This window comes from Wolbachia endosymbiont (group B) of Cyclophora punctaria (assembly GCF_964028235.1).
Classification (GTDB): Bacteria; Pseudomonadota; Alphaproteobacteria; order Rickettsiales; family Anaplasmataceae; genus Wolbachia.
Genome location: NZ_OZ034749.1, coordinates 446,094 through 468,008, shown reverse-complemented (window position 1 = coordinate 468,008; position 21,915 = coordinate 446,094). Strand labels below are relative to the sequence as shown.

Sequence of the window (21,915 nt, the reverse complement as noted above, 5' to 3'; positions counted from 1 at the left end):
GGTAAATAAATGCATATTTTTATGGCTGCGTTATTATTTATTTAACAAAGTATTAGTATAATCTACTACACTGAATTAAATGGAGAAAATTCAATGAATAAATTACCAAGCAATGCAAAAACAAGCAAGTCTCAGGTTACTCAGTGGGAGGTAATAAAAAATTGTGAATATTCTGATAATTGTTTATCAAAAGTCGTAACTTTATACGTCATTAAAATGGCAGAATTATCAGATATTTATACGAGTAATGAACCTGAAATTAATACTATACTTACAAGAATAAGCATAACAAGTGAAAATGCATTTTTAAATAAGGTTGTTGATATTGAAATTATGGAGGGCATTTTTCCGTACAAATTCAACAGCAAGAAGAAAAATAACATATCAAGGCTAGAAGATTTGTACAATTATTTATGTTCTACTGTTATTGATAGCCTTCCAAAAGAAATGCTTGAGAGCTTAAGAAGAGAATACAGAGACGCTGTTAACTTATTTAAAGCAATTACTTAACTAGGTGTAGCATTTTTAAGACTTTACCTTCTATTTCAGAAATGCCACTTTCAAGATCTTTATCTATCAAACATATGGTAGATAAATATGTTTTCTGCTTCTTTTCAACATTGATAGTTAAAGTTCCAGGAGTAATCGTAACCGAGTTAGCAAATAATGCAATGGTCTTATCATTATGTCCTATGCATTCTCTTACAATAACAATTGGCTCAACTGTAGATTTGAATCGTAGCACCTTTTTTGTTACATAAATACTTGAAAAAATAATTTGGTAAATTAGCCAAGGTATATAACTTATAAGCTGATAAAGTGACAGCCTACCACTATCATTTAGAATTTGACTAAGGGCACTTTCAGCATCAATTAACCTTTTAAAGATAATCAATGTGAACACAGAAGAAAATACTCCACAGAGAATAAAAAAAGGCTCAAAATAACCAGACAATGTAATCCATAGAGAAGACAAAATCACAAATGATAGAGAAAAAAACTTAATATTTTGCCTGACTTTCATGATTTGGAGTATAACTTAAATGATTTTTTAGGAAAATAAAAAGTTCTTGATTTTTGTGTCAAAGAACATAATAACCAAGTTATTTTAATAAGTAGTGGAGATTATGACGCTTGATGATTTTCTAAAAATGCTTGAAGAAATAAATGATACTTCAGGTTTAAGCAAGAACAACATAGTTGAACGAATAAAAATAAAATTAGAAAGAATTGATTTACGGAGGTGGAAAGATAGTGGATTTAATATCAATCATATATTCACTACACATAGTGATCTAGATCCTGTAGAAACTACATTGTTGCATTTTGCTGCTAAGAGTGGCTATGAGAACATAGTAATAGCTCTAATTGAATATGGAGCATATGTTGATGCATGGGACAGCGATGGATGCACTCCTTTACATTTTGCTGCTGAATGGAACCACAAAGGCATATTAGATATTTTAATTGAAAGTGGAGCAAATGTTAATGCGTGGGACAATGATGTATGTACACCTTTACATCTTGCTACCGAAGGTGGGAATGAAAGTGTAGTAAGAGCTCTAATTGCATGTGGAGCAGATGTTAACGCGCAGAACAATGATGGACACACTCCTCTACATTTTGCTACTAAGAGTGGCTATGAGAACATAGTAATAGCTCTAATTGAACACGGAGCATATGTCGATGCGTGGGATAATTATAGAAGCACTCCCTTGCATTTTGCTGCTGAAAGTGATAATGAAAACATAGTAAGAACTCTGATTGAACATGGAGCATGTGTTAATGTGTGGGATAGTTGTGGACGCACTCCTTTGCATTTTGCTAGCGATCATGAAAGTATAAGAGATATTTTAATTGAAAGTGGGGCATATGTTAGTAAACAGAACAATAATAGATATGCTCCTTTACACTTTGCTATTGAATGGGGCTGCAAAGATGTGATAAGTTCTTTGTCAGGTAATGCTAGTCCTAGGGCTGAAATGGCAGTAGGAAGAGTGGAACAAATTACACTTGCAGGAAGATTGGAGCTTTTTTAACCAAACTTGCATTTACTGAGATAATTGTTTTGTTATGAATTAAACCAAAAGTTCTGTAATATATTGAAGCTTAAAGATATCTTTAGATATGGAAGTTATTGCAGAAAATAGAAAAGCAAGGTTTGAATACTTTATCTTAGAAGAATTTGAAGCAGGTATGATCCTCTTAAGTAGTGAAGTGAAATCACTAAGGGAAAGAAAAGCAAACATTTCTGATGCTTACGTTACTGAAAAAAAAGGTGAAATATGGCTAAACAATATGCATATCGCAGAGTATAAAGCTGCAAACCAAAAGAATCACAAGCCAAAAAGAGAACGAAAATTGCTTTTGCATAAAAAAGAGATAAATAAGCTAATTGGTCAAATTAAAACCTCTGGAATAACTGTTGTGCCACTTTCTATCTATTTTAATGATAAAGGGTTGGCAAAAACTAAAATTGCCATTGTGAAAGGAAAAAAACTCTATGATAAGAGAGCAACCATAAAGCAGAGAGAGTGGGAACGTGAGAAAAGTAGATTGTCTAAGAATAATTTGTAGTAAAATATGTCTTTAAGTCCAGTTATTTTTAGCATCGGTCCTGTTTCTATATATTGGTACTCTTTAGCATATGTTTTGGGTATAGTTTTTGCATATTGGTATTTACATAAGCTAGACAATCAAAAAATATTTACTAAGAATTTTTACGATTCGTTATTAACAGCCGTTATTATAGGCATTATCCTTGGAGGTAGGCTTGGGTACGTATTGATATATGATCCAGTTCTCTATATAAGCAATCCTATCGAAATACTAAAGACCTGGGAAGGAGGTATGTCATTTCATGGCGGTGCTATAGGAGTTTTGCTTGCAGTAATAATCTCCTGTAGAAGACATAACATTCCTATATTTTACACACTGGATCTAATTTCTTGTGGAGTTCCGATAGGTTTACTTCTAGGCCGCATAGGTAATTTTATAAATGGAGAGTTATTTGGCAGGGTTACAAATATGCCGTGGGGTATGGTATTTCCAGAAAATGGTGATAATTTATTGCGCCATCCAAGCCAACTTTATGAGGCATTTTTTGAAGGAGCGCTACTTTTTGTAGTTGCAAATTCACTGTTTTTCTTGACTAGAGTGAAACTGTATTACGGTGCAACAACTGGTATTGCAGTTATGTGGTATGGAATAGCACGTTTTGTGGTTGAATTTTTCCGCGAGCCAGACTATCAAATTGGCTATTTATGGTTCAATTTAACTATGGGACAATTTCTTTCTATACCTATGATTTTGCTGGGAATGCTTATATATTTAGGTGCGTTGAACTTAAGATTTAATACGAAATCTGTTCAATAGAGAAAAGGTGAGTTTAATCGAAAAATATAGTGGAAGTTTATTTATTCCATACTATGTACAATTATGTGAATTTTTTGTCTTGCAGAGAATAAATGTAAGACCAGCAAACCTTCGTTGTATAGCTATAAGAAAAACTTAGTAGCTACTGACCAAATTCATTACTAAGTAGATATTCATTTTCCACCAGAATATTCCTGATTGAGAAGCTACTTTATTAAAACATATTTTTAAATTTTTGCCAAAACCCTGGTTGATTATCATTAACCTTTGTGAAGGCTATGTTTAAACTGTATCTCGAATCATTTGGCATGTCATATCTAATATTCAGTATTGAAAATTTGTTTTTATTATGAACAGAAACATCGTCATATGATAACTTTGTCGTGTAGCACTTTATATGTTTTTGCTTATCATATACTATATCACCTGATTCCCCTTCTAGTTCTACAAATTTAGTTTTTTTCTGACATTCTTTTATTTTTATTAGATCCTCGTTTAGTGATATTGAAACCGGTAGTGTATTCCCAGCATACTCTTTAGCTAAAAGCTCACTTTGAGGATACATTTTTATTTCCTTTCCAAAATGTGAGTCTATAAAATTATTGCTCCAAAATTTGTCTCCAGAATGTACATATTCGTCAGTAGCATACGGTACACCACCATAATTGCATTGAACTTTGTAATCTCCAACACCATTATTTTGAAAAAAATCATGAATGGCAGCGTAACTATCAGCAGCATCATTTATGTAATCCACTACCTACCCCTTAAAACCTTTTAATTTATTATATCACAAGAAATTACATCTATCAATAAAAAGACTTTTTTTGATATCAAGTATCTAGGGAGCATATTGATAGGATTGTGACATTCGTATTTCCCAGTTCTTCACATACTGCTGGACTAATTCAGGATAATTTTCAAATAATTAATAAATTTTCAGCGTTTCCCTTTTCAGCTGTCTTACTGAGGTTAAACGATCCTGTGATGACTTTTTGATTATCAACAATTATTACCTTATTATGAGCAATTTTTGGCTTATTATCGATCCAAATCGGTATTCCATTTGAAAACAATTCGCTTATGACACTATATTTTGAATGGAGTTGTGATTTATCTAAGACGACTTTAACATCAACACCACGCTCTTTGGCGTTAATCAAAGATTTTGCAACTGTTCCAAGAGTAAATGTATATTCTTGAACTAAGATAGATTCTTTAGATTGGTCTATCTCGCTGATTATCGGTACAGCACAGTCTTGTTCAGGTGAGAAGCAAACTGTTGCTTTTGGGCAAGGCGAGAATGTAGGACCCACATAGTAATACAGAGAAAAACATGCCGACAAAAATAAAAGATATAAAAGCCTCACAAACCACACCTAAATACACGGCGGTAGTCTACATCATAGTTTAATCATCTGTCAACCCATATTCCTTCCACTTCTCTGTAACTTTCTTTATTATTTCCTCGCTCATTTCAATTTTTCTTCCCCATTCTCGTTTGGTTTCAGGTGGAAGTTTGTTTGTTGCATCAAACCCTATTTTACCTCCGAGACCACTTTCAGGAGAAGCGAAGTCTAAATAATCAATTGGAGCATTCTCTATCATGATTGTATCACGTACAGGGTCCATTCTTGTTGAAACTGCCCACATTACTTCCTTCCAATCACGTATATTTATATCATAATCAACAACTATAATAAATTTCGTGTATAAGAACTGTTTGAGAAAAGATAGTGTGCCCATAACAATTCTTTTTGCATGCCCTGGATAAGCCTTTTTTATCGACACTACCGCTATTCTATATGAACAACCTTCTGGGGGCAGATAAAAATCTACTATTTCCGGAAACTGATTGATGAGAATCGGCACAAAGATTTCGTTGAGTGCTTCACCAAGAATTGATGGTTCATCAGGTGGTTTGCCAGTAAAAGTGCTGAGATAAATTGGATCTTTGCGCATTGTAATTGCAGTGATGTTAAACTCAGGAAACTGTTCAACAGCATTATAGTAACCGGTATGGTCTCCATATGGCCCTTCATCTTGGTAATTATCCAAACTTACATATCCTTCCAAAACAATTTCTGCATGAGCTGGAACCTGAAGAGGAATAGTTTTACAATTTACAAGCTCAAGTGTTTTTTTTCGCAGCAGCCCGGCAAATTGGTATTCTGATAAAGTCTCCGGCACCGGAGTTACCGCAGCAATAATCGTTGCAGGATCGCTACCAATCACAGCAGCCGCAGGAAACTTCATATTTTGTCCCCTCTCCTTCCACCGTTTATGGTGACCTGCACCACCACGATGTGCAAGCCAGCGCATGAGAGTCGTTTTTTTATTCACAACCTGCATACGATATATTCCAAGATTGAAATTATCTTGCTTGTCTGCTGTTGGTCCTTTTGTTACCACAAGTGGCCAAGTGATAAGCGGTGCAGGCTCGTTTGGCCAGCATGTCTGAATAGGTAGCAAACTAAGATCCACCTTATCCCCAGTTAGCACCACCTCTTGACATGGGGCTTTGCTCACAACTTTGCTCCGCATCGACAATACAACTTTTAGTAGAGGAAACATTTTCACAGCATCTTTGAAGGTTTTTGGCGGCTCAGGTGATCGCAAAAATGCTAGAAGTTTACCCAGATCCCTTAATTCATCAGAATTTATACCAAGTCCGAATGCAATTCTCTCAATAGTACCAAATAAATTCACTAAAACGGGAATTGAATTTTTGCCATTTTCTGTGACAACATTTTCAAAGATGATAGCTGGTCCCTTGTTTGACAAAACCCTACGATGAATTTCTGTCATTTCAAGAATAGTTGAAACTTCTTTTTTAATTCTAATTAGATCTTTTTTTTCTTCTAATGCTCTGATGAAGTCGCGTAAGTTATTGTACATATTTTAAAAATTTTAAGCCTTTTAAGAAGTGCTTTTCCCAGCACAACTCATTCACTTATTATTATAGAGGCTCTAGAAAAATTATTCTCCAATTCGCTTTTTAAGTTTTTATATTCAGCAGTCTTTAATTCTTCATTGGTAATAAAGCTTTTCTTTATGGTTATTAAATTGCTAAATTCGGTTCCATCATTTTTATATTTACAGAACCTATTTACATATAACCAAGGAGAATCTATTTCAAAATTCAAATTTTCACAGTTTTTAATTTTGATATCTTTTATTATCATATGGCTTTCCTTAGTTTTAGGAACACCAATAAAAAGGTCTGACACTTGGTCAGAAGCTGTATTGACAACATCATTAAGCCAATTATCTCCTAAATTCAAAGCCGGCCCTAGATTTGTCTTGAAAATCTTATTTTTTTGCTGGAACTCATATTTTATTGTAAGATCCTCTACATTACGCAAGGTAAGGTCAGGCAATTCTAAGAACTTCTTTTCTTCTTCATCAAGATATACTCCACTAATCATACGAAAAACAGAATCTCTTAATTGCTCATCTGAATAATATAATCCAACACCTGTTAAGCCTAAGGCTGCTTCCCCTTGCACGGTAAGCTGGCCATATTCATTTACAACGTTATCTTCTATAGTTAATTCACTATGGGATATCACTTTTGAATTTTCACCTTGTACAGCAGGAATTTTTATGTAACTAGCTTCCTCAGAATCCAGTACTAGAGCGTTCCTATCAGCAATGTCTGGAAAAATACCCTGCGCCATACTGATGGTATTAGTTGGATCAATCCAGTATATTTTTCCATCTTCATTCATTACTCTAAGCATCACATGATTAAAATTACCCATATTGGGTAACGCTTCAGGATTAGAAGTATTAGTAGTTCCTCTCATAACTAAAATAGGTTGAACTTTGTAACCAAGTTCTTGTAAAATAGCAGCCGTGCTAGCAGAAAAGTCTTTGCAATCCCCAATTTGAGAATCAGCAATTTTCTCTAAATCTCTCGGGAAATATTTTCCTGATACTGTACTCCAGTCTCCCATGTACTGAACTTTTTCATTCAATAAAGAAGTAACAGCATTGATCTTATCTTCATCAGTACTCTCACTGGTAGCAGATTCTGCTATAGCTTTAAAAGTTGCAGGAAGTGGCTGGTTAATGATGCTATGATATCCAGGGGCTAATTTTTTAGCCAAATCCTCCCATTTAGATAGGCTCGACAGTGATACCCAAGTGTTATGTTTAATATTCAATATTCCATTATGTGGTTCATTTATTGTGTTTTCATAAATTGCTTTCTTTAAGGTAATGTTTATATAATGTACACTATCCTTTTTTTCCTCAGCAATCTCTAATACTTTTCTTGGATCATTCACTTTAATCTCTAGAGGCAATTCAGAGTTGATTTTAGTATTTTCTGCTTGTAAATAATCTCCATAATAAGAGAAGCTCAAGCCATAAAAATTATCAACAGGAACCTTTTTGTTAACTTTTTTATATCTTAAATATACTTCTGTGCCAATTTCTATTTTGGGAAATGGTATGGTTACTTGCCTTAGCTGATCAAAGCCTTTGCCAGGACTAGCCAGTGGCTTATCCTCAATCATATCTTCAGTAACTATATATTCCTCTCCATTATAAGCTGCTTTAGCCTCTAAAACAGTAAAATCTGCACCATCATCATTGTAAACAAGACTGTATAGAGAGAATCTATCACGTCCAGATTCTTTGAGTATTTTTGCTTGAAGTTCTACTTCCGTTTCGTAGGTACCATCTCTATTAACATTAATGTTAACATTAGAAAACTTAACCTCAACAGAAGCATCTTCGTACTTGCTCCACCTTGCTTCAGCTATAGTAGACATGAAAAATACTAGTAATGCTAAGTTAAAGAGAGTTTTTAAAAATTTCATTATGTCCCTACACTTATTGAACCATTAAATCCATGCAATTTTGTTCACAGTGTAAACAGGAATAAACTCAGCAGATTGGGAAAGAAGCTTATTTTCTAGAATGGCTATTTCTTTCTCTCTACCAATTATTGGTTCCGTATAATTTACCGCCGTGTTTGTCATCATTATATGCGGCGGTTATAAAATAATCAACTTTTTTACCGCCGCGGTTACAATTGTTATACGCAGCGGTAAGGAATATCTAAAATCTCTTAAATGCTCAATTTTGCACATCGCCAAGTTTTCTACTGTGTAAAGTTTGCGCTTCTTAATGTAAATGTTTTAACATTGAACATTTTTTTACTATAATATGTCTTATTATTTCCCTTAGGTAAGTATATGTCTAAGATACCACTTTTATTGATTTTTATATTTGCAGTAGCAAGTTTACCAGTAATAAACAATTGGCTTTCACATCGCAGTCAAGTCTTAAACGATGATCATATAAGTGAGAGATTAGATGACTACATAAGTAAAAATTTTGATAAGATCATAAAAACTCTCCAGGAAGAGTCAGCTAAAAATAGTTATGCTAATGCAACCAAAAATAAAATTTCTCAGCATAAAAATGAAATATTCGACTCCACTTATCCTTACTCAGGAAATGAAAATAGCAATGTCATAGCTGTAGGTTTTTTTGACTATTCTTGTGGATATTGCAAAGCTATAAAGAACGATGTAAAACAATTGATCAATGATGGCAAAATTAAGTATATCTTTAGAGATGCTCCAATACTTGGTAACAATTCTTTAAAGGCAGCAAAAGGTGCTTTAGCAACTTATTTTATCGATAAAGAAAAGTACTTAGATTTTCACTATGCTGCACTAGATCACAGAGGAGAATTTTCAGATAAAACTATATTAGGTATAGTGAAAAATATAGGGGTTAACGAGAACGACTTTAATAATTCTATGAAAAATAATGCAGACAAAATTGAGCAAATGATAAACAACAGCAAACTTTTAGTAAGGAATTTAGGAGTAGGCGGTACACCTTTTTTGATAATTGGAGATAGTCTTTTTGTAGGAGCAACTGATTTAAATGTGCTACGCAAAAAAGTGGATGAGTTAAAAGATTAATAAATTCCCTGCTTGACAGCACAAGAGAGTTTAAGTATAGTTAAAATATACTAAGTAACAATATGTATATGCTACATATTAGTTCAAGAAGAATAGTTGATGTCTGCTTGCAACATAGCATGACCTTAAGTAATTAGCCTTCCTAGGCTGATTAATCTATTAAAATACAATCATTATTTTGGAGTTATAACATGAGAGATTCTAACTATGTAAGAGAGCCAATTGCTCTTTTTCAACAAATCAAAGAAAATAAAAAATCAAGTGATTTATTGCATAATCTAAAGAGCGCTCATCCTGAAAAGCTAAAAATAGGAGCTGCTATAAAGACAGGAGATTGCTTTTTTGACTCTGTGGCTCAAGGATTGAACTAGTTAAGACTCGGTCATCATTTTACCGCAAAATCATTAAGAAAAGATTGTGCAGATTATGCTAAGCAACATGGTGAACAAGATAGTTGGACCTATAAAGCAATAATAAAAGACGCTGCTATTGGTGACTACTTTGTTGCACTAGAAGGTCCGTATGGTCCTATACAAAACCCAAAAACTAAAATAAATATGATAGATGAAGAGAAGACTTTTCGTAAATACTTAAAAGACATTGAAAATACGGTTACAGAAACTGATTCTTCACCTATATGGGGTCGTTCAAACATTGAAGGCAGAATGATATGCGACAAGTACAAAGTGGAGCTCCGTGTTTATTCAATAGAGGAAGATAGTCAAAAAATTACAGTAACTAAAATTACAGCACATGATGATGATCCAGAAGTTTTTATACAAGATATAAATCTCAATCAACTAGAGATAGATAGTAGCAAAAAAACTGTAGGAGTAGTGAATTACATGAGGCATTTTGTGCCACTCCTAAGTGAAATTTCTGAAGATATAACAGAAAGTCAACCAGTTTCTAATGAAGAAATCTTTGGTGAAGTGACAGAAGTTCCTGCTTCTGATCAATCAGAGCAAGAAGAACAATATAATATCAGAACTAGCAAAGCAGCAATTGCGCAAGATCATAAAGAACAAAAAACACAAAAAGAGAGAATTGATACCAGCGCTAGTGAGCCAATTCATACAGATACAGTAATTACTATTTCTCATCAACAAGGGCAAGAAACACAACAAGAGGCAATAGAAAAGAAATTAATCAATAGTTACAGAAGAGAAGCTATTTATAGCATAGCTGCTGTAATAACAGCTATAGCATTCACAGCATTTGCTACAGTTGCTATTTTTACCCAACCAATTCCTTTAGCATGTCTTGCTGGAGTTGCTTTAGCCATTGCATGTGTTTGTGTATATCAGTTAACGCAGAGTCATCAAGACATTAACGAACTGAAAGGTAAGGTAGGAGAAAACAACACCTTTACTTTTTTAGAAGAAACGGGATTTAAAATTTATAGCCTGATTGATAAAGCAGCTTCAAAAATTTAAGATCTTTCCTACTTCATCTATATCAACTCAATTTTATTTTTACAGGAGGGCATATGTCATTTACAGAAATTAGATTTCCAGAAAATATATCTTATGGTTCCACTGGAGGACCTGAATTTTCCACTGACGTTGTAACAACTCATAATGGTTGTGAGCAGCGCAATATTAATTGGTCTCGTGCACGTGCCAGGTATAACATAGCTTATGGAGTCAGGTCAAACGAGCAGCTAACAGAACTCATAACATTTTTTCAGGCACGAAAAGGTAAAGCAATAGGGTTTCGTTTTAAGGATTGGTCAGACTTTACAGTTATCAATCAAGAAATTGGCATAGGAGACGATAAAAAAACGATCTTTCAACTGATGAAAACTTACATAAGTGGAAAAGACAAGCATACACGAACTATTAAAAAGCCAGTGCATGATACAATAAAAATTTACCTAGATGGTGAAAAGACAGAAAAATATTCAGTGAATTATTCAACTGGAGAAATAGCATTTATGAAACCACCAGCAAAAGGCACAATAATCACCGCAAGCTTCGAATTTGATGTGCCAGTACGATTTGATACAGATTACCTAAACGCTTCTATTGATAACTATGGCAGCAATAGCTGGAACAATATTCCCTTGGTGGAAGTGAAATAAAGTTAAAGTATGCTCCATAAAAGTTAAGCGATACTGAGGCTCATATTTAAATGAGCCTTGCACATTTTAAAGTCTATCGCCCATTACAATGTTCCACACTCGAAATTTGAGGAAATTCTAATGTAGTGTTTTCTCTTTCTTGTAAAATAGAAAGTTTTAATAATTCTTTTAGAACTAACTTTACAAGTGTTGTACCATTTTCCTTAAAGAGGTAGTCCATCCTATTGGTTTTCTGTATGTGATTGACAAAATTTCTAGCTTCCTCATTAAAAGCCTCGATTGTGTTGATACAAGATAATACTAAATCCGAGCTACTTATTGCTAAAATTCCATTTACGAAAATATCTAATTTTGTTTTATCTTCAGCTAACCTATTTCTAATATCATCATTCTCAAACAAAATGTACTCTAGGTACGAAGCAGACTCAATAAGTATAAAGTCTTCTAAAGGTACTGATTCTAAACATTCGTTAACATCAGTAAGTATTCCAAACTCAGTAATACACCCTTCTTTTCTCACAACATAGCAATCGGGAAGATTACGATACATTGATAGCAAAGAAAAAAGACGTATTATACTTGTACCTCTATCTTTCATTTCCTCTAGAAGCTTTTTATCATTTATTAGTTTGTGCAAAATGTAATCTGTAGCAGAACCTGGTTTGCGAAAACGAAACATATTATTTTCTGCAAAAATAGCCTTAGCCAATTCGATAGACTTTTTATCCTCATCTATAAAAGCCTTCTCGCTTCTATTTAATTGTATGATTTCAGCCTTACTATTGCTGCGTAGCCTAGTTTGCCCTATTAACCTCTCAAATACTTCTGTATTCATATATATCTTAATATAGTTAATATTAACTATATTAAGAAAAATAAATGAAAATGTTAATAAATATTAAGCTTTTATTAAAAAAGTAAAGTCTTTTTATATTTGTATGAGTATACAAGCAGTTTGATTGTTGTGATATATTTTCTATCGCACCCGGCTGCAGTGCCAAATATTAAGAACAATGTTCGCTTGCTAGCTTTCGCTTCAATATCTGCAAGATTGTGCTAGATACCCTGCACAACTTGCTTCAAAATTTCTGCTTGTTGTTGAGCATGGACATTAGCATAACCGCATGCAGGAGATGCAGCAGCAGGTCTTGCAACACACTTAGGCCTTTTTGCTTGAGTGTCTAGATTAGATAGAACCTCTTCTATTAACGGATTAACAAAAAACCATCCTCCCATATTTTTTGGTTCCTCTTGACACCATATAATTTCAGCGTTCTTATATTTTTCGAGTTCATTGTTTAGTTTATCAGCCGGGAATGGATAAAATTGTTCTAAACGCACTACTGCTATATCGTTTATTTTTTGTGCTTCAAGCATTTCAATTATGTCGTAATAAACTTTACCACTACATATTACAACTTTACGTATTTTATCACTTGCAACTAAACCTGTTCTACACTCTCGAATTACCGTAAGAAATTTTCCTTCAAAGTCAGAAAGGTTAGAAACTGCGCTTTTATGACGCAATAGTGATTTAGGTGTAAACACCACTAAAGGCTTACGAAAATCTCGATTAATTTGTCGGCGTAAAACATGAAAATAATTCGCAGGAGTAGAACAATTAACCACCTGCATATTATCCTCTGCACAGAGTTGCAAAAACCTCTCTATACGAGCAGAACTATGCTCAGGCCCCTGCCCTTCATAACCATGAGGCAAAAGTAAAACTAGACCACTTGATCGCAACCACTTTGTTTCTGCTGATGCAATAAACTGGTCGATCATGATTTGCGCACCATTTGCAAAATCACCAAATTGCCCTTCCCAGAGCACCAGTGAATATGGAGAGTCAAGGCTATATCCATATTCAAAACCCATCACAGCATACTCAGATAGTGCGCTATCTATAACTTCAAAGCGAGCTTGCTTCTCACTTATGTTGTTTAGTGGAATAAAATCTTCTTCCGTTACTTGATCAACAAGCCTTGAATGACGGTGCGAGAAGGTACCACGACCAGAATCTTGTCCTGACAAGCGCACTCCTATTTCTTCTTTAAGCAATGACGCAAATGCAAGACTTTCACCAGTGGCCCAGTCTATATTGCTACCGGAATTTATACTTTCTATTCTGCCATCAAGTATTTTCCTCACTTTATTATTGAGATTAAAACTACTTGGAATATTGCTATTTATGTGTACACCTAATTTTTTTAGCTCATCTGGTGAAACACCAGATTCCGTATAATATTCACTCAAATCGTTCAACTTTGCTCTTCTCAATTTCGACCACACTCCATCAAACCAATCAGCTTTTTTTGGAGTGTAAGTCACTGACTCAGCAAGACTTTTATCCAACCTTACCCTAAATTCGCTGCGCAATTTACTTACTTCATCACTAATTAGGACTTTCTCTGCAGCCAGCTTCTCTTCGTAAATTGTTCCCGGAGTTTTATGCCTTGATATTGCTTTATACATAAGTGGCTGAGTAAAATTTGGTTCATCACCTTCATTATGGCCATATTTGCGGTAGCATATTATGTCAATCACCACATCCTTTTTAAATTTCTGCACATACTCCATTGCCAAACTCGCGGCAAAACTCACGGCTTCTGGATTATCTCCATTAACATGAAATATTGGAGCTTCTATTGATTTTGCTACATCAGTACAATAAAAAGAAGAGCGTGCACAACGAGGATTCGCAGTAAAACCAACTTGGTTATTGATGACAATATGCACGATACCACCAACTTTATAACCTTCAATGTTGCTCAAAGTCAGGGTTTCAGCAACCACTCCCTGCCCGATAAAAGCTGCATCACCATGAATTGATATTCCAAGCACAGATCTCGTATTTTGTTTTGCCCTTACTCTTCCAGCTAGAACCGGATTTACCGCCTCAAGGTGAGATGGGTTAGGACATAAACTTAAGTGTATTTTTTTACCACCAGCAAGTGCTCGATCAGAAGAGTAACCAAGGTGATATTTGACATCACCAGACACCTCAAGACCACTTGGATATGCAAGGTTGCCTTGAAATTCAGACAGCATTGCCGCATAATCTTTTCCCATCACTTTGGTTAGAACATTGAGCCGTCCTCGGTGGGCCATACCAAGAACTATTTCTTCAATACCAAAAGCTGCAGAATCACTAATAACTCTTTCAATTGCAACAATGGCTGACTCCCCACCTTCGATAGAAAAACGCTTATATCCAGGAAATTTCATATGGAGAAATTGCTCGAACATCTCAGATTCAATCAAGTGCCTTAGTATTTCTTTTTTATCCTGAGGGCTTAGCGTATAGACCTGATTTTCAATTTTCTCCTGCAGCCAAACTCTTTCCTCATAAGAGGAAATATGCATAAATTCAAAACCGATATTCTTGCAGTAAATATCTCTGTAGATTCTAGTGTCACTTGTAGGAGAAAGATTCAAGTATTTTTGATAATCTATTTCCTTATTTACATTCGGTGATAATGGATTTAAGTCTGCAAAAAAGTGACCATAAAATCTGAAAAAATTTGCTAAATCATCAGCATCTACCTTAGCTTCATTCTGTGCTCTGCAGGGTTCTGCTTTATTAACTTCTAAATTGCTCGAAAAAATTCTGTACCAATCTTCTCCAATTGATTTATCGCCTTGCAAGTAACGGCTATAAATTTCTTCCACAAATTCGACATTATCGCCATAAAAACAGGAGTTATTTTTAAAACTGGACATAATCACTACAAAAGTATCAAATACTTATGAGTATAACTTAAGTTTTTTAAAAAAGAACTCCTTTAGTTTCTAATTATTAAGTTATACAAACACTGTAATCCGAGTTTTCCAGAAAGGGTGTCATTCTAGACTGACATCTAATCTTTCCATAAATGCTGTATTTCAACATAAAACAACTATACTCATCAACTTGTGCCAAATCATAATTCCTAGGTTCCAGTGTTAGCTACTTGTTTTTTGGATTTCTATACTATTGCTGATTGAAGATTATTGAAATTTTTTTGCACATTAAGGAACGCAAGCGTTTATGAGTCAGAGGATAAGTCATATAACATTTACTCGATCTTAAGACTTTGAATTTATATTTAAGTAAACGATAAACAGTAATTGGTATGAGTGATCTATTTAAAAGTGACAGTTATGATAAAAATCTCAATTCTTTGATAAGAGTCATAAAGCTGAAGGATACAAAAAAAATTAATGAACAATATGATGAAACACTGAAAGATTTATCTCAAGCTCTGAAGAATTTTACAAACAACGCAAAAGATGTAGCCAAATTTGTTATATATAGCGACTTGAATAATTATGTAGAACCTTTGATCACAAAGCCACTCGGTTTTATTGGAACATTAAAAGGGATATTAGATAGAGTCTTGGGAAAAGATATTCCAACTAATGATAATGACATAAAAAATTTTGTTGGTGATGAATTATCAGGTTTCACTATAGAAAAAGCAGCCGAATACACAAATATTTTAAGTACAATTAATCTATTCAAGAAAGGACTTAAAGAAATTTTAGATTCGAAACAGAGTGGAAAAGGCAATAAAGAACATAAATCATACGAAGTAAGCACGGAAAATAAAACGACATCAAAGCAGAAGGAAGATACTCCTAAGCTGCAAGAAGGAAAACAGCCGGTAGGAAAATTAGTTATGAAGAGAATAAAACGGCCAACAACAGCACCTCCGCCACCTCCTACTGCCTCAAAAAAGGTACACTTTAAACCAGAAATAGAGAACGTATCTCCTGAAGATTCAGGCTATGAAAGTTCATTAAGTGAAGAGTCTGGACATGAGGAAATATCAAATTATCAAGAGAAAAGTAGTAAATCTTCAACAAAAGATTCGGAAGACTCAAAGTTAGCTAAAAAGGAGCCAACTCACAAAACGAAACCTAAGAAAAATGCAGGAACAAGAAGAGGATATAAAAAGAGACAGGCTCCAGAGCCACTAGCGCTAAACGCTACCAATCAAGAAATTAGGCAAGAAACTAAAGAAGATAAATCTGAAATACTGTCAAATCCTAAAAGGCTAGATATTGTTGATCAACAAGTGAGCACGAAACCAATAATAGTAGAAGTGACTTCGCAAAAATCAGCTGAAAGTAAACCAATCCTCAAAAAATCTGCTGATAAAGCAGCATCAGAAGTAAAAGCGGTTATTATAAAAGAAAAAGTAAATAGCAAGAAGGACGGTAGAGTAAAGTCAATAGTAGGAAAATTTGAGCAAAACCAAGTTGCTAAGAGCAAAGCCACCCCTGCAACACAAGCAGATATCGGTATGAAGAAAGATCCTGCACCATCGCAAAAAACTGCCTCCCAATCTCACTCATTTCCGGTAGGAAATAAAAGATCTAAAATGAACCCCATAACAGCAAAGTCCGATTCTAAACTTCCGGTTAGTAAAAAACCTCTTCTCACTCATGTTAGTGTAAAGAAAATAGCTGCACGATTTGAAAGCCATGGAAAGAAATAGTTGTAACCTATTGAACAAACCCTATAATATCCTTGATCTTTTTTATATTGTTATTTGCAATCTCTGCTGCTTTTTCTGTACCTTCTTTTAATATTTTATGTAAATGGAGCTGATCCTTCAAAAGACCTTTCAACTTCTCACGTATGGGTGATATAACACTGATGATTAAGCCAGCTAACTCTTTTTTAAAGTGTTTCATATCATGTTTATTCACTTCTTCACACACTTTTTCCACATTTAAATCACTAAGCACTGAATAAATGTTTACCAAATTGTTTACTTCTGGACGGCACTTTAAAGTAGCAAAATCAAAGCCTGGAATTGAATCTGTTTTTGCTTTTTCTATTTTCTTGACAATCAAGTCATTTGTATCGTCAAGGTTAATGCATGAGTATTCTGAAGAATCAGATTTGCTCATCTTGCTTGCTCCATCTCTTAAGCTCATTATCCTTGATGTACAATCCAAAGTTAAGATTTCAGGTATGATGAAATGACTACATTTATAATGATTGTTAAAAGCTGATGCAATATCACGTGCAAGTTCTAAATGCTGTTTTTGATCATCGCCAACAGGAACATATTTAGTTTGATACAGCAATATATCCGCAGCCATAAGTACTGGGTAGCTATATAACCCAAGAGAAGCTTTTTGTCTATCGCTTCCAGCCTTATCTTTAAATTGAGTCATACGATTAAGCCAACCAATTGGTGTATAGCACCCTAGCAGCCAGCCCAATTCTGCATGACCACTAACTGCGGATTGATTGAAAATAATCGACTTTTCCGGATCTATTCCACATGCAATATAAGTTGCTGCTGCTTTAAAAATATTATTTTTTAATTCATTTGCGGGAAGCTTATTTGCTGTGATTGCATGCAGATCAACAACACAAAAAAGAGATTTATATTTATCCTGCAACCCTATCCACTGCTTAATTGCACCAAGATAATTGCCCAAATGTAATACTCCACTTGGCTGAATACCTGAGAAGATAACTTCTTCCATACCTTGAGTGTTTTATTAGTTACTTTCGCAATCAGCAGATTTTTTAGAAAGAATAACCATTGCAGGACGAAGCAACCTATTTTTAATTGTATAACCAGTTTGTAGTACTTCTACAATAGTGCCAGGCTCTTTTTCATTATCTTCTCTTTCCACAACAGCTTGATGTAAATTGCTGTCAAAAGAGTTACCTATTGGATCTATTTCTTCTATTCCATGTTTTTTTAGATCACTCACAATCTTTTGGTGCGCCACTTTTATTCCTTCATGAATAGGATCATCATCTTTCAAGTTTTCCATTGCTTTTTTTAAATTGTCACAAGAGTCGATCATATCACGTGCAAATTTTGTGACTGCATAATCACTTGCATCGCTAATTTGCTTTTGCATTATACGTTTAACGTTTTCATTATCCGCAACAGCGCGACGTAAATGATCTTCAAGCTGAACTGCACGTTCTTTTAATATATTAAGCTCTTCACTTAAATCACCTGTTTGCTGATCTTCTTGATCATCCCCTTTTCGTTTACTGACCATATCTGCAAATTTCTTTTTTTTCTCTTTATTACTATCTGACATATCATTCACCCTTACAAACTTAATAAATATATAACAATCAATCTAAAAATATCAAGCGTTAGCTATCCTTGTCTTTCTATGCTTGCATTTAAAAAGTCAATCAAAGCAGTTTTATAAAGAGAATCAGAAAAAGTATCAATATTACTTTGCGCCATATTAATATAGTGTTTAGCTTCTTCTATAGAAACATGAATGGCATTATGATGATTAATATATTGTAATGCTTGGTCAAAATTGTGTCTAGCTGAAGAAAAAGATTTCTCCCAGAATTTTTGTTCTGATGGGCTGCCTTTTTCATATGCTATAATAGAAGGTAAAGTAACTTTACCTTCAAAGAAATCTTTTCCAAGTTGCTTTCCTAAAGTGCCTTGATTAGCAGTATAATCTAGCACGTCATCAATTATTTGGAATGCCATACCAAAATTAAACCCGAAATTCCTTAGCCTCTCTGTTTCGTCACTTGTGGCTCCAGATAATACTGATGCAGCCTCGCAGCATGCAGAAAATAAAGATGCTGTCTTTTCTCCAATGATATTAAAATAATTTTTCCTAATTGTGTTAGGGTCAAAACGCGTTGTCATCTGCTTTATCTCACCCTTGACAAGCAAATTAGATGCCTTAGATAAAATAGAGAGAACACTTAAATTCCCACATTCTATAAGCCATCTAAATGCTAAGGTCAATAATAGATCACCAACTAAAATGCTTGATTTATTTCCCCAAATTTTATTTGCTGTTGCAACTCCATGGCGTGCCTTACTTTCATCAAGCACATCATCATGAAGTAAAGTAGCGTTGTGTATAAATTCTACCGATGCAGCAATGTTGACCCTACTCTCTCCAGAGTAATTCAGCATTTTACACATAATAAAAATGAGCTTAGGCCTTATCTTTTTTCCTCCTGAATTAATAAGATGAGATGTAATATCGGTAGCAAGCTTAGTACCTTCATCATTGACATTTTTGAAGATAAAGTCATTCATAGCCAATAAGTCAGAAGATAAAATATCATCTAATTTACTACTTTTTGTTAAATCAGTGTTTAGCATTTAAGAGGACTTATGCTTCTTGCCCTTGTACTTTCTCAACTTTTTTCTTTTCTATTTTTTTCGATTCTGTTTCTAAATCTACTATGCCTTTTTTAATGAACCACATTACCCTTTCAGTTGCTTGCGCTCCTACACTTAGCCAATGTTTTAATCTATCAGCTTTTACCACAACACGATTTTTATTGTCTTTTGGCAACATTGGATCATATTGTCCTATTCTCTCAATAAAGCGCCCATCTCTTGGTGCTCGTGAGTCGGCTACAACTATCCTATAAAAAGGACGTTTCTTTGCCCCAAACCTTGCTAACCTTATTTTAACTGCCATGTCAACCTTTATTCATATATTAATTACAATTTAAATACAATAAACAGCTCAAGTCAAACTAATTGTACCTCTTTTACCTAAAAATACAATATAGCCCCCTCCAATCACTCATAAAAGGAAGATAATAAACTTTTTTATATATCATCAATCATAGCATGATTAACTTCTACTCTATACTTTGATTTTAGATAGCTAATTAACTGTTCCTTTAGCGATATCATCACACGTTTTCCGGTGTCAAGCATGTTTAATTTACCATTTGATGAATGCATTTGTTTTAGAACGCCTATTATAATTTCATTATTGTATTGAATAGGATCTGTTACCGAATTAGTTGTTTTCATATTGAAAATCTCTTCTATGAAAGAAAAAGGGTAGTTTTGTTCATTGCGTTGTATTTGCTGGCCTTTAACCAATTTTATACCTTGCATTTCTTCCAAATCTGTCTTTTCTCTTAGTTGAACTGCTACTTCTTGTCCCATTTTAAACATTCTTTCTTTTATAAATTCACTACGCCAAAGCTTTATGGCTGATTCCCTACTTTCTTCAAAATTTTGTAATTTAGGAGGAACGATATCACTGATTTTTACACTAACAACAGTATCTCCAACACCCTTAAAATAATTCTTCTGATCTTTCTCGCGTGAAAAAATGAAAGAAATGAAATCACTGGAATTTCCTACTTCATTACCACTTTGGTCTTTTCCACTAGCATCTACTGGACCAATGGTTTGTATAGGTAAATTGTAATTATTGGAGATTTCTTCAATCGTTGCACCATTGTATATCTTATAATTCACTTGATTTATGAAATCATTGACTTTTTCAAAAGACTTTTGATTGGTTAAAACTGACCTTATGTCTTTTTTTAAATCAACCAAGTCTTCATCAGAGATTTGATGTATGCTTTCTACCTTTATTACGTGCCATCCAAAATTGCTTGTTAAAACTTCACTTACTTCACCTGTTTTGAGAGCAAATACCTTTTCTCTCATATTTTCAGGTAAGAAATCCTTAGTTATATTATTTACTCTGGTTTCATCGAGTTTCACTTTATTAAACTCTTCTATTATTTGTTCAAAGCTTGCTTTACTTTCTTCAAGTGCTCTTCTTGCTATTTCAGCTTTTTCTTTGGTAGGAAATATCACATTGAATATGTCTCTTTGATTTTTAAGTTCCTGATGTTCTATTATACTATCAACCTCTTCATCTGAAATTCTGATTTGATCTTCAAAATATTTTTGATCCAGAGAAATGTATTGCGCAGTTCGATACTCAGGGTAATAAAAATTGGACTTATTTCTTTCATACAAATCAAGTAAGGCTTGATCATCTGGTTCAGGAACGTCTGTAATTGCATCCTCAGTTATTTTAACAATATCAACTACTCTAGTTTGGTAGCGATTTTTGTATATCTGCTCATCAACACCCTCACCAAAAGTTACCGGATAATTATCTTTAAATAACGAAGTCATGAACATCATTGCAGGCAGGATTTTCTCTAGTTTTTCTATATATTCCTTTTCTGTTATATGCAGGCTATTTAGAGTTTGATGGAATTTATTATGGTCAAATTCTCCTTTATCGTCCTGAAAGTACTTGGTATTTTTTATATGGCTTTTGATAGATTCTTCTCCAACTTTTAATCCAAGTTCGCTAATTAGGTTAAACAATAGTTTTTGCTCTATAAGTGCGTTAAGTAAATCATATTTCAGCTTTTTTACTTGTTCTTTACTTACATCAGATCCAGAAATTTGCTTTTCATAATTTTGATATAGTAATTTATATTCATCTGATGTTATAACTTCCTTTCCTACTTTAGCTAATTCTTTCCTTTCATCATCATTTGATAAAAAATTGCCAATCCCCATAAAGATTAATAAGCAAACTAAAAGGAGAACGATTGCCTTGGTAAAAAAATTTCTAATACTCATTGTAAACTCAGTTAACTAACACTTAAATTTAGAATAGCAATAATTTAATCTTTGTAAATCTATTAACAAATTAGCTAATATATGTAATATTGTAGTGTATTAAATTGAATGGAAGCTTATATTAACCTAAGAGCCT

The 21,915-nt window shown here is 33.9% G+C and carries 20 protein-coding genes and 1 pseudogene; 9 read left to right on the top strand and 12 right to left on the bottom strand.

Translation table 11 applies throughout. The annotated features are described in order from the left end of the window. Positions 1-93 precede the first annotated feature (93 nt). Positions 94-510: a hypothetical protein gene (locus tag ABWU33_RS02280; protein ID WP_007301944.1), complete on the top strand. Its 417-nt coding sequence runs from the start codon at positions 94-96 to the stop codon at positions 508-510. Here the strand turns inward: ABWU33_RS02280 and ABWU33_RS02275 are convergent. Beyond that, positions 503-1,024 (bottom strand): Na+/H+ antiporter subunit E, encoded by a 522-nt coding sequence (locus ABWU33_RS02275; RefSeq protein WP_006015458.1) that lies wholly within the window; start codon positions 1,022-1,024, stop codon positions 503-505. The genes ABWU33_RS02280 and ABWU33_RS02275 overlap by 8 nt on opposite strands. 103 nt (positions 1,025-1,127) lie before the next feature. On the opposite strand from ABWU33_RS02275, the gene ABWU33_RS02270 reads away from it, so the two are divergent. From ABWU33_RS02270 to lgt, 3 genes are all read left to right on the top strand, one after another. Then, on the top strand, positions 1,128-2,039 hold the full coding sequence (locus ABWU33_RS02270) for an ankyrin repeat domain-containing protein (RefSeq protein WP_211908425.1): 912 nt from the start codon (positions 1,128-1,130) through the stop codon (positions 2,037-2,039). Between the two features lie 88 nt (positions 2,040-2,127). Next, a complete protein-coding gene (gene smpB, locus ABWU33_RS02265; RefSeq protein ID WP_007301946.1) occupies positions 2,128-2,577 on the top strand; it encodes an SsrA-binding protein SmpB in 450 nt (149 codons plus the stop codon). 6 nt (positions 2,578-2,583) lie between these two features. Further along, a complete protein-coding gene (lgt, locus tag ABWU33_RS02260; RefSeq protein ID WP_114517403.1) occupies positions 2,584-3,375 on the top strand; it encodes a prolipoprotein diacylglyceryl transferase in 792 nt (263 codons plus the stop codon). A gap of 214 nt (positions 3,376-3,589) precedes the next feature. Here the strand turns inward: lgt and ABWU33_RS02255 are convergent, their stop codons facing one another. The 4 genes and pseudogenes from ABWU33_RS02255 to ABWU33_RS02240 form a co-directional block, all read right to left on the bottom strand. Beyond that, positions 3,590-4,132: a hypothetical protein gene (locus tag ABWU33_RS02255; RefSeq protein WP_211908426.1), complete on the bottom strand. Its 543-nt coding sequence runs from the start codon at positions 4,130-4,132 to the stop codon at positions 3,590-3,592. 84 nt (positions 4,133-4,216) lie between these two features. Next, positions 4,217-4,745, bottom strand: a pseudogene (locus ABWU33_RS02250) (phospholipase D family protein). 40 nt (positions 4,746-4,785) lie between these two features. Beyond that, positions 4,786-6,273 carry a UbiD family decarboxylase gene (locus ABWU33_RS02245; RefSeq protein WP_211908430.1) on the bottom strand — a complete coding sequence of 496 codons (1,488 nt, stop codon included), beginning with the start codon at positions 6,271-6,273 and terminating at the stop codon, positions 4,786-4,788. A 47-nt stretch (positions 6,274-6,320) separates the two neighbouring features. Further along, positions 6,321-8,204 carry a DUF3857 domain-containing protein gene (locus tag ABWU33_RS02240; protein ID WP_353280956.1) on the bottom strand — a complete coding sequence of 628 codons (1,884 nt, stop codon included), beginning with the start codon at positions 8,202-8,204 and terminating at the stop codon, positions 6,321-6,323. Positions 8,205-8,582: 378 nt separating this feature from the next. Here ABWU33_RS02240 and ABWU33_RS02235 point away from each other — a divergent pair, with 378 nt between their 5' ends. From ABWU33_RS02235 to ABWU33_RS02220, 4 genes are all read left to right on the top strand, one after another. Then, positions 8,583-9,323, top strand: a complete 741-nt coding sequence (locus ABWU33_RS02235) for a DsbA family protein (RefSeq protein WP_250120091.1) — start codon at positions 8,583-8,585, stop codon at positions 9,321-9,323. 191 nt (positions 9,324-9,514) lie between these two features. Next, a complete protein-coding gene (locus ABWU33_RS02230; RefSeq protein ID WP_246433234.1) occupies positions 9,515-9,694 on the top strand; it encodes a hypothetical protein in 180 nt (59 codons plus the stop codon). A 186-nt stretch (positions 9,695-9,880) separates the two neighbouring features. Then, a complete protein-coding gene (locus ABWU33_RS02225) occupies positions 9,881-10,759 on the top strand; it encodes a hypothetical protein (RefSeq protein ID WP_246433235.1) in 879 nt (292 codons plus the stop codon). Between the two features lie 53 nt (positions 10,760-10,812). Further along, positions 10,813-11,406, top strand: coding sequence for a TIGR02217 family protein (locus tag ABWU33_RS02220; protein ID WP_010405410.1), 594 nt, complete (start codon positions 10,813-10,815; stop codon positions 11,404-11,406). Between the two features lie 73 nt (positions 11,407-11,479). On the opposite strand, the gene ABWU33_RS02215 is transcribed toward ABWU33_RS02220, so the two are convergent. Beyond that, complete coding sequence (locus ABWU33_RS02215; RefSeq protein ID WP_250120094.1) at positions 11,480-12,241, bottom strand: hypothetical protein; 762 nt, start codon at positions 12,239-12,241, stop codon at positions 11,480-11,482. A gap of 221 nt (positions 12,242-12,462) precedes the next feature. After that, positions 12,463-15,129, bottom strand: a complete 2,667-nt coding sequence (locus ABWU33_RS02210) for a 2-oxoglutarate dehydrogenase E1 component (RefSeq protein WP_211908437.1) — start codon at positions 15,127-15,129, stop codon at positions 12,463-12,465. A 392-nt stretch (positions 15,130-15,521) separates the two neighbouring features. Here ABWU33_RS02210 and ABWU33_RS02205 point away from each other — a divergent pair, with 392 nt between their 5' ends. Further along, positions 15,522-16,889, top strand: coding sequence for a hypothetical protein (locus ABWU33_RS02205; protein ID WP_211908438.1), 1,368 nt, complete (start codon positions 15,522-15,524; stop codon positions 16,887-16,889). 7 nt (positions 16,890-16,896) lie between these two features. Here the strand turns inward: ABWU33_RS02205 and trpS are convergent, their stop codons facing one another. The 5 genes from trpS to ABWU33_RS02180 form a co-directional block, all read right to left on the bottom strand. Next, the gene (trpS, locus tag ABWU33_RS02200; RefSeq protein WP_353280954.1) at positions 16,897-17,895 is read right to left on the bottom strand and encodes a tryptophan--tRNA ligase; all 999 of its coding nucleotides are present in this window, start codon (positions 17,893-17,895) and stop codon (positions 16,897-16,899) included. A 15-nt stretch (positions 17,896-17,910) separates the two neighbouring features. Beyond that, positions 17,911-18,471: a nucleotide exchange factor GrpE gene (locus ABWU33_RS02195; protein ID WP_010402249.1), complete on the bottom strand. Its 561-nt coding sequence runs from the start codon at positions 18,469-18,471 to the stop codon at positions 17,911-17,913. Positions 18,472-18,533: 62 nt separating this feature from the next. Beyond that, positions 18,534-19,520 (bottom strand): polyprenyl synthetase family protein, encoded by a 987-nt coding sequence (locus ABWU33_RS02190; RefSeq protein WP_353280952.1) that lies wholly within the window; start codon positions 19,518-19,520, stop codon positions 18,534-18,536. Between the two features lie 10 nt (positions 19,521-19,530). Then, on the bottom strand, positions 19,531-19,845 hold the full coding sequence (gene rpsP / locus ABWU33_RS02185) for a 30S ribosomal protein S16 (protein ID WP_006015540.1): 315 nt from the start codon (positions 19,843-19,845) through the stop codon (positions 19,531-19,533). 134 nt (positions 19,846-19,979) lie between these two features. Next, positions 19,980-21,779, bottom strand: coding sequence for a peptidylprolyl isomerase (locus ABWU33_RS02180; protein ID WP_250120095.1), 1,800 nt, complete (start codon positions 21,777-21,779; stop codon positions 19,980-19,982). Positions 21,780-21,915: the final 136 nt, after the last annotated feature.

Coding starts and splice junctions, on each gene's coding strand:
- ABWU33_RS02280 (WP_007301944.1), top strand. CDS start 94: ATGAATAAATTACCAAGCAATGCAAAAACAAGCAAGTCTCAGGTTACT.
- ABWU33_RS02275 (WP_006015458.1), bottom strand. CDS start 1,024: ATGAAAGTCAGGCAAAATATTAAGTTTTTTTCTCTATCATTTGTGATT.
- ABWU33_RS02270 (WP_211908425.1), top strand. CDS start 1,128: ATGACGCTTGATGATTTTCTAAAAATGCTTGAAGAAATAAATGATACT.
- smpB (WP_007301946.1), top strand. CDS start 2,128: ATGGAAGTTATTGCAGAAAATAGAAAAGCAAGGTTTGAATACTTTATC.
- lgt (WP_114517403.1), top strand. CDS start 2,584: ATGTCTTTAAGTCCAGTTATTTTTAGCATCGGTCCTGTTTCTATATAT.
- ABWU33_RS02245 (WP_211908430.1), bottom strand. CDS start 6,273: ATGTACAATAACTTACGCGACTTCATCAGAGCATTAGAAGAAAAAAAA.
- ABWU33_RS02240 (WP_353280956.1), bottom strand. CDS start 8,204: ATGAAATTTTTAAAAACTCTCTTTAACTTAGCATTACTAGTATTTTTC.
- ABWU33_RS02235 (WP_250120091.1), top strand. CDS start 8,583: ATGTCTAAGATACCACTTTTATTGATTTTTATATTTGCAGTAGCAAGT.
- ABWU33_RS02230 (WP_246433234.1), top strand. CDS start 9,515: ATGAGAGATTCTAACTATGTAAGAGAGCCAATTGCTCTTTTTCAACAA.
- ABWU33_RS02225 (WP_246433235.1), top strand. CDS start 9,881: ATGATAGATGAAGAGAAGACTTTTCGTAAATACTTAAAAGACATTGAA.
- ABWU33_RS02220 (WP_010405410.1), top strand. CDS start 10,813: ATGTCATTTACAGAAATTAGATTTCCAGAAAATATATCTTATGGTTCC.
- ABWU33_RS02215 (WP_250120094.1), bottom strand. CDS start 12,241: ATGAATACAGAAGTATTTGAGAGGTTAATAGGGCAAACTAGGCTACGC.
- ABWU33_RS02210 (WP_211908437.1), bottom strand. CDS start 15,129: ATGTCCAGTTTTAAAAATAACTCCTGTTTTTATGGCGATAATGTCGAA.
- ABWU33_RS02205 (WP_211908438.1), top strand. CDS start 15,522: ATGAGTGATCTATTTAAAAGTGACAGTTATGATAAAAATCTCAATTCT.
- trpS (WP_353280954.1), bottom strand. CDS start 17,895: ATGGAAGAAGTTATCTTCTCAGGTATTCAGCCAAGTGGAGTATTACAT.
- ABWU33_RS02195 (WP_010402249.1), bottom strand. CDS start 18,471: ATGTCAGATAGTAATAAAGAGAAAAAAAAGAAATTTGCAGATATGGTC.
- ABWU33_RS02190 (WP_353280952.1), bottom strand. CDS start 19,520: ATGCTAAACACTGATTTAACAAAAAGTAGTAAATTAGATGATATTTTA.
- rpsP (WP_006015540.1), bottom strand. CDS start 19,845: ATGGCAGTTAAAATAAGGTTAGCAAGGTTTGGGGCAAAGAAACGTCCT.
- ABWU33_RS02180 (WP_250120095.1), bottom strand. CDS start 21,779: ATGAGTATTAGAAATTTTTTTACCAAGGCAATCGTTCTCCTTTTAGTT.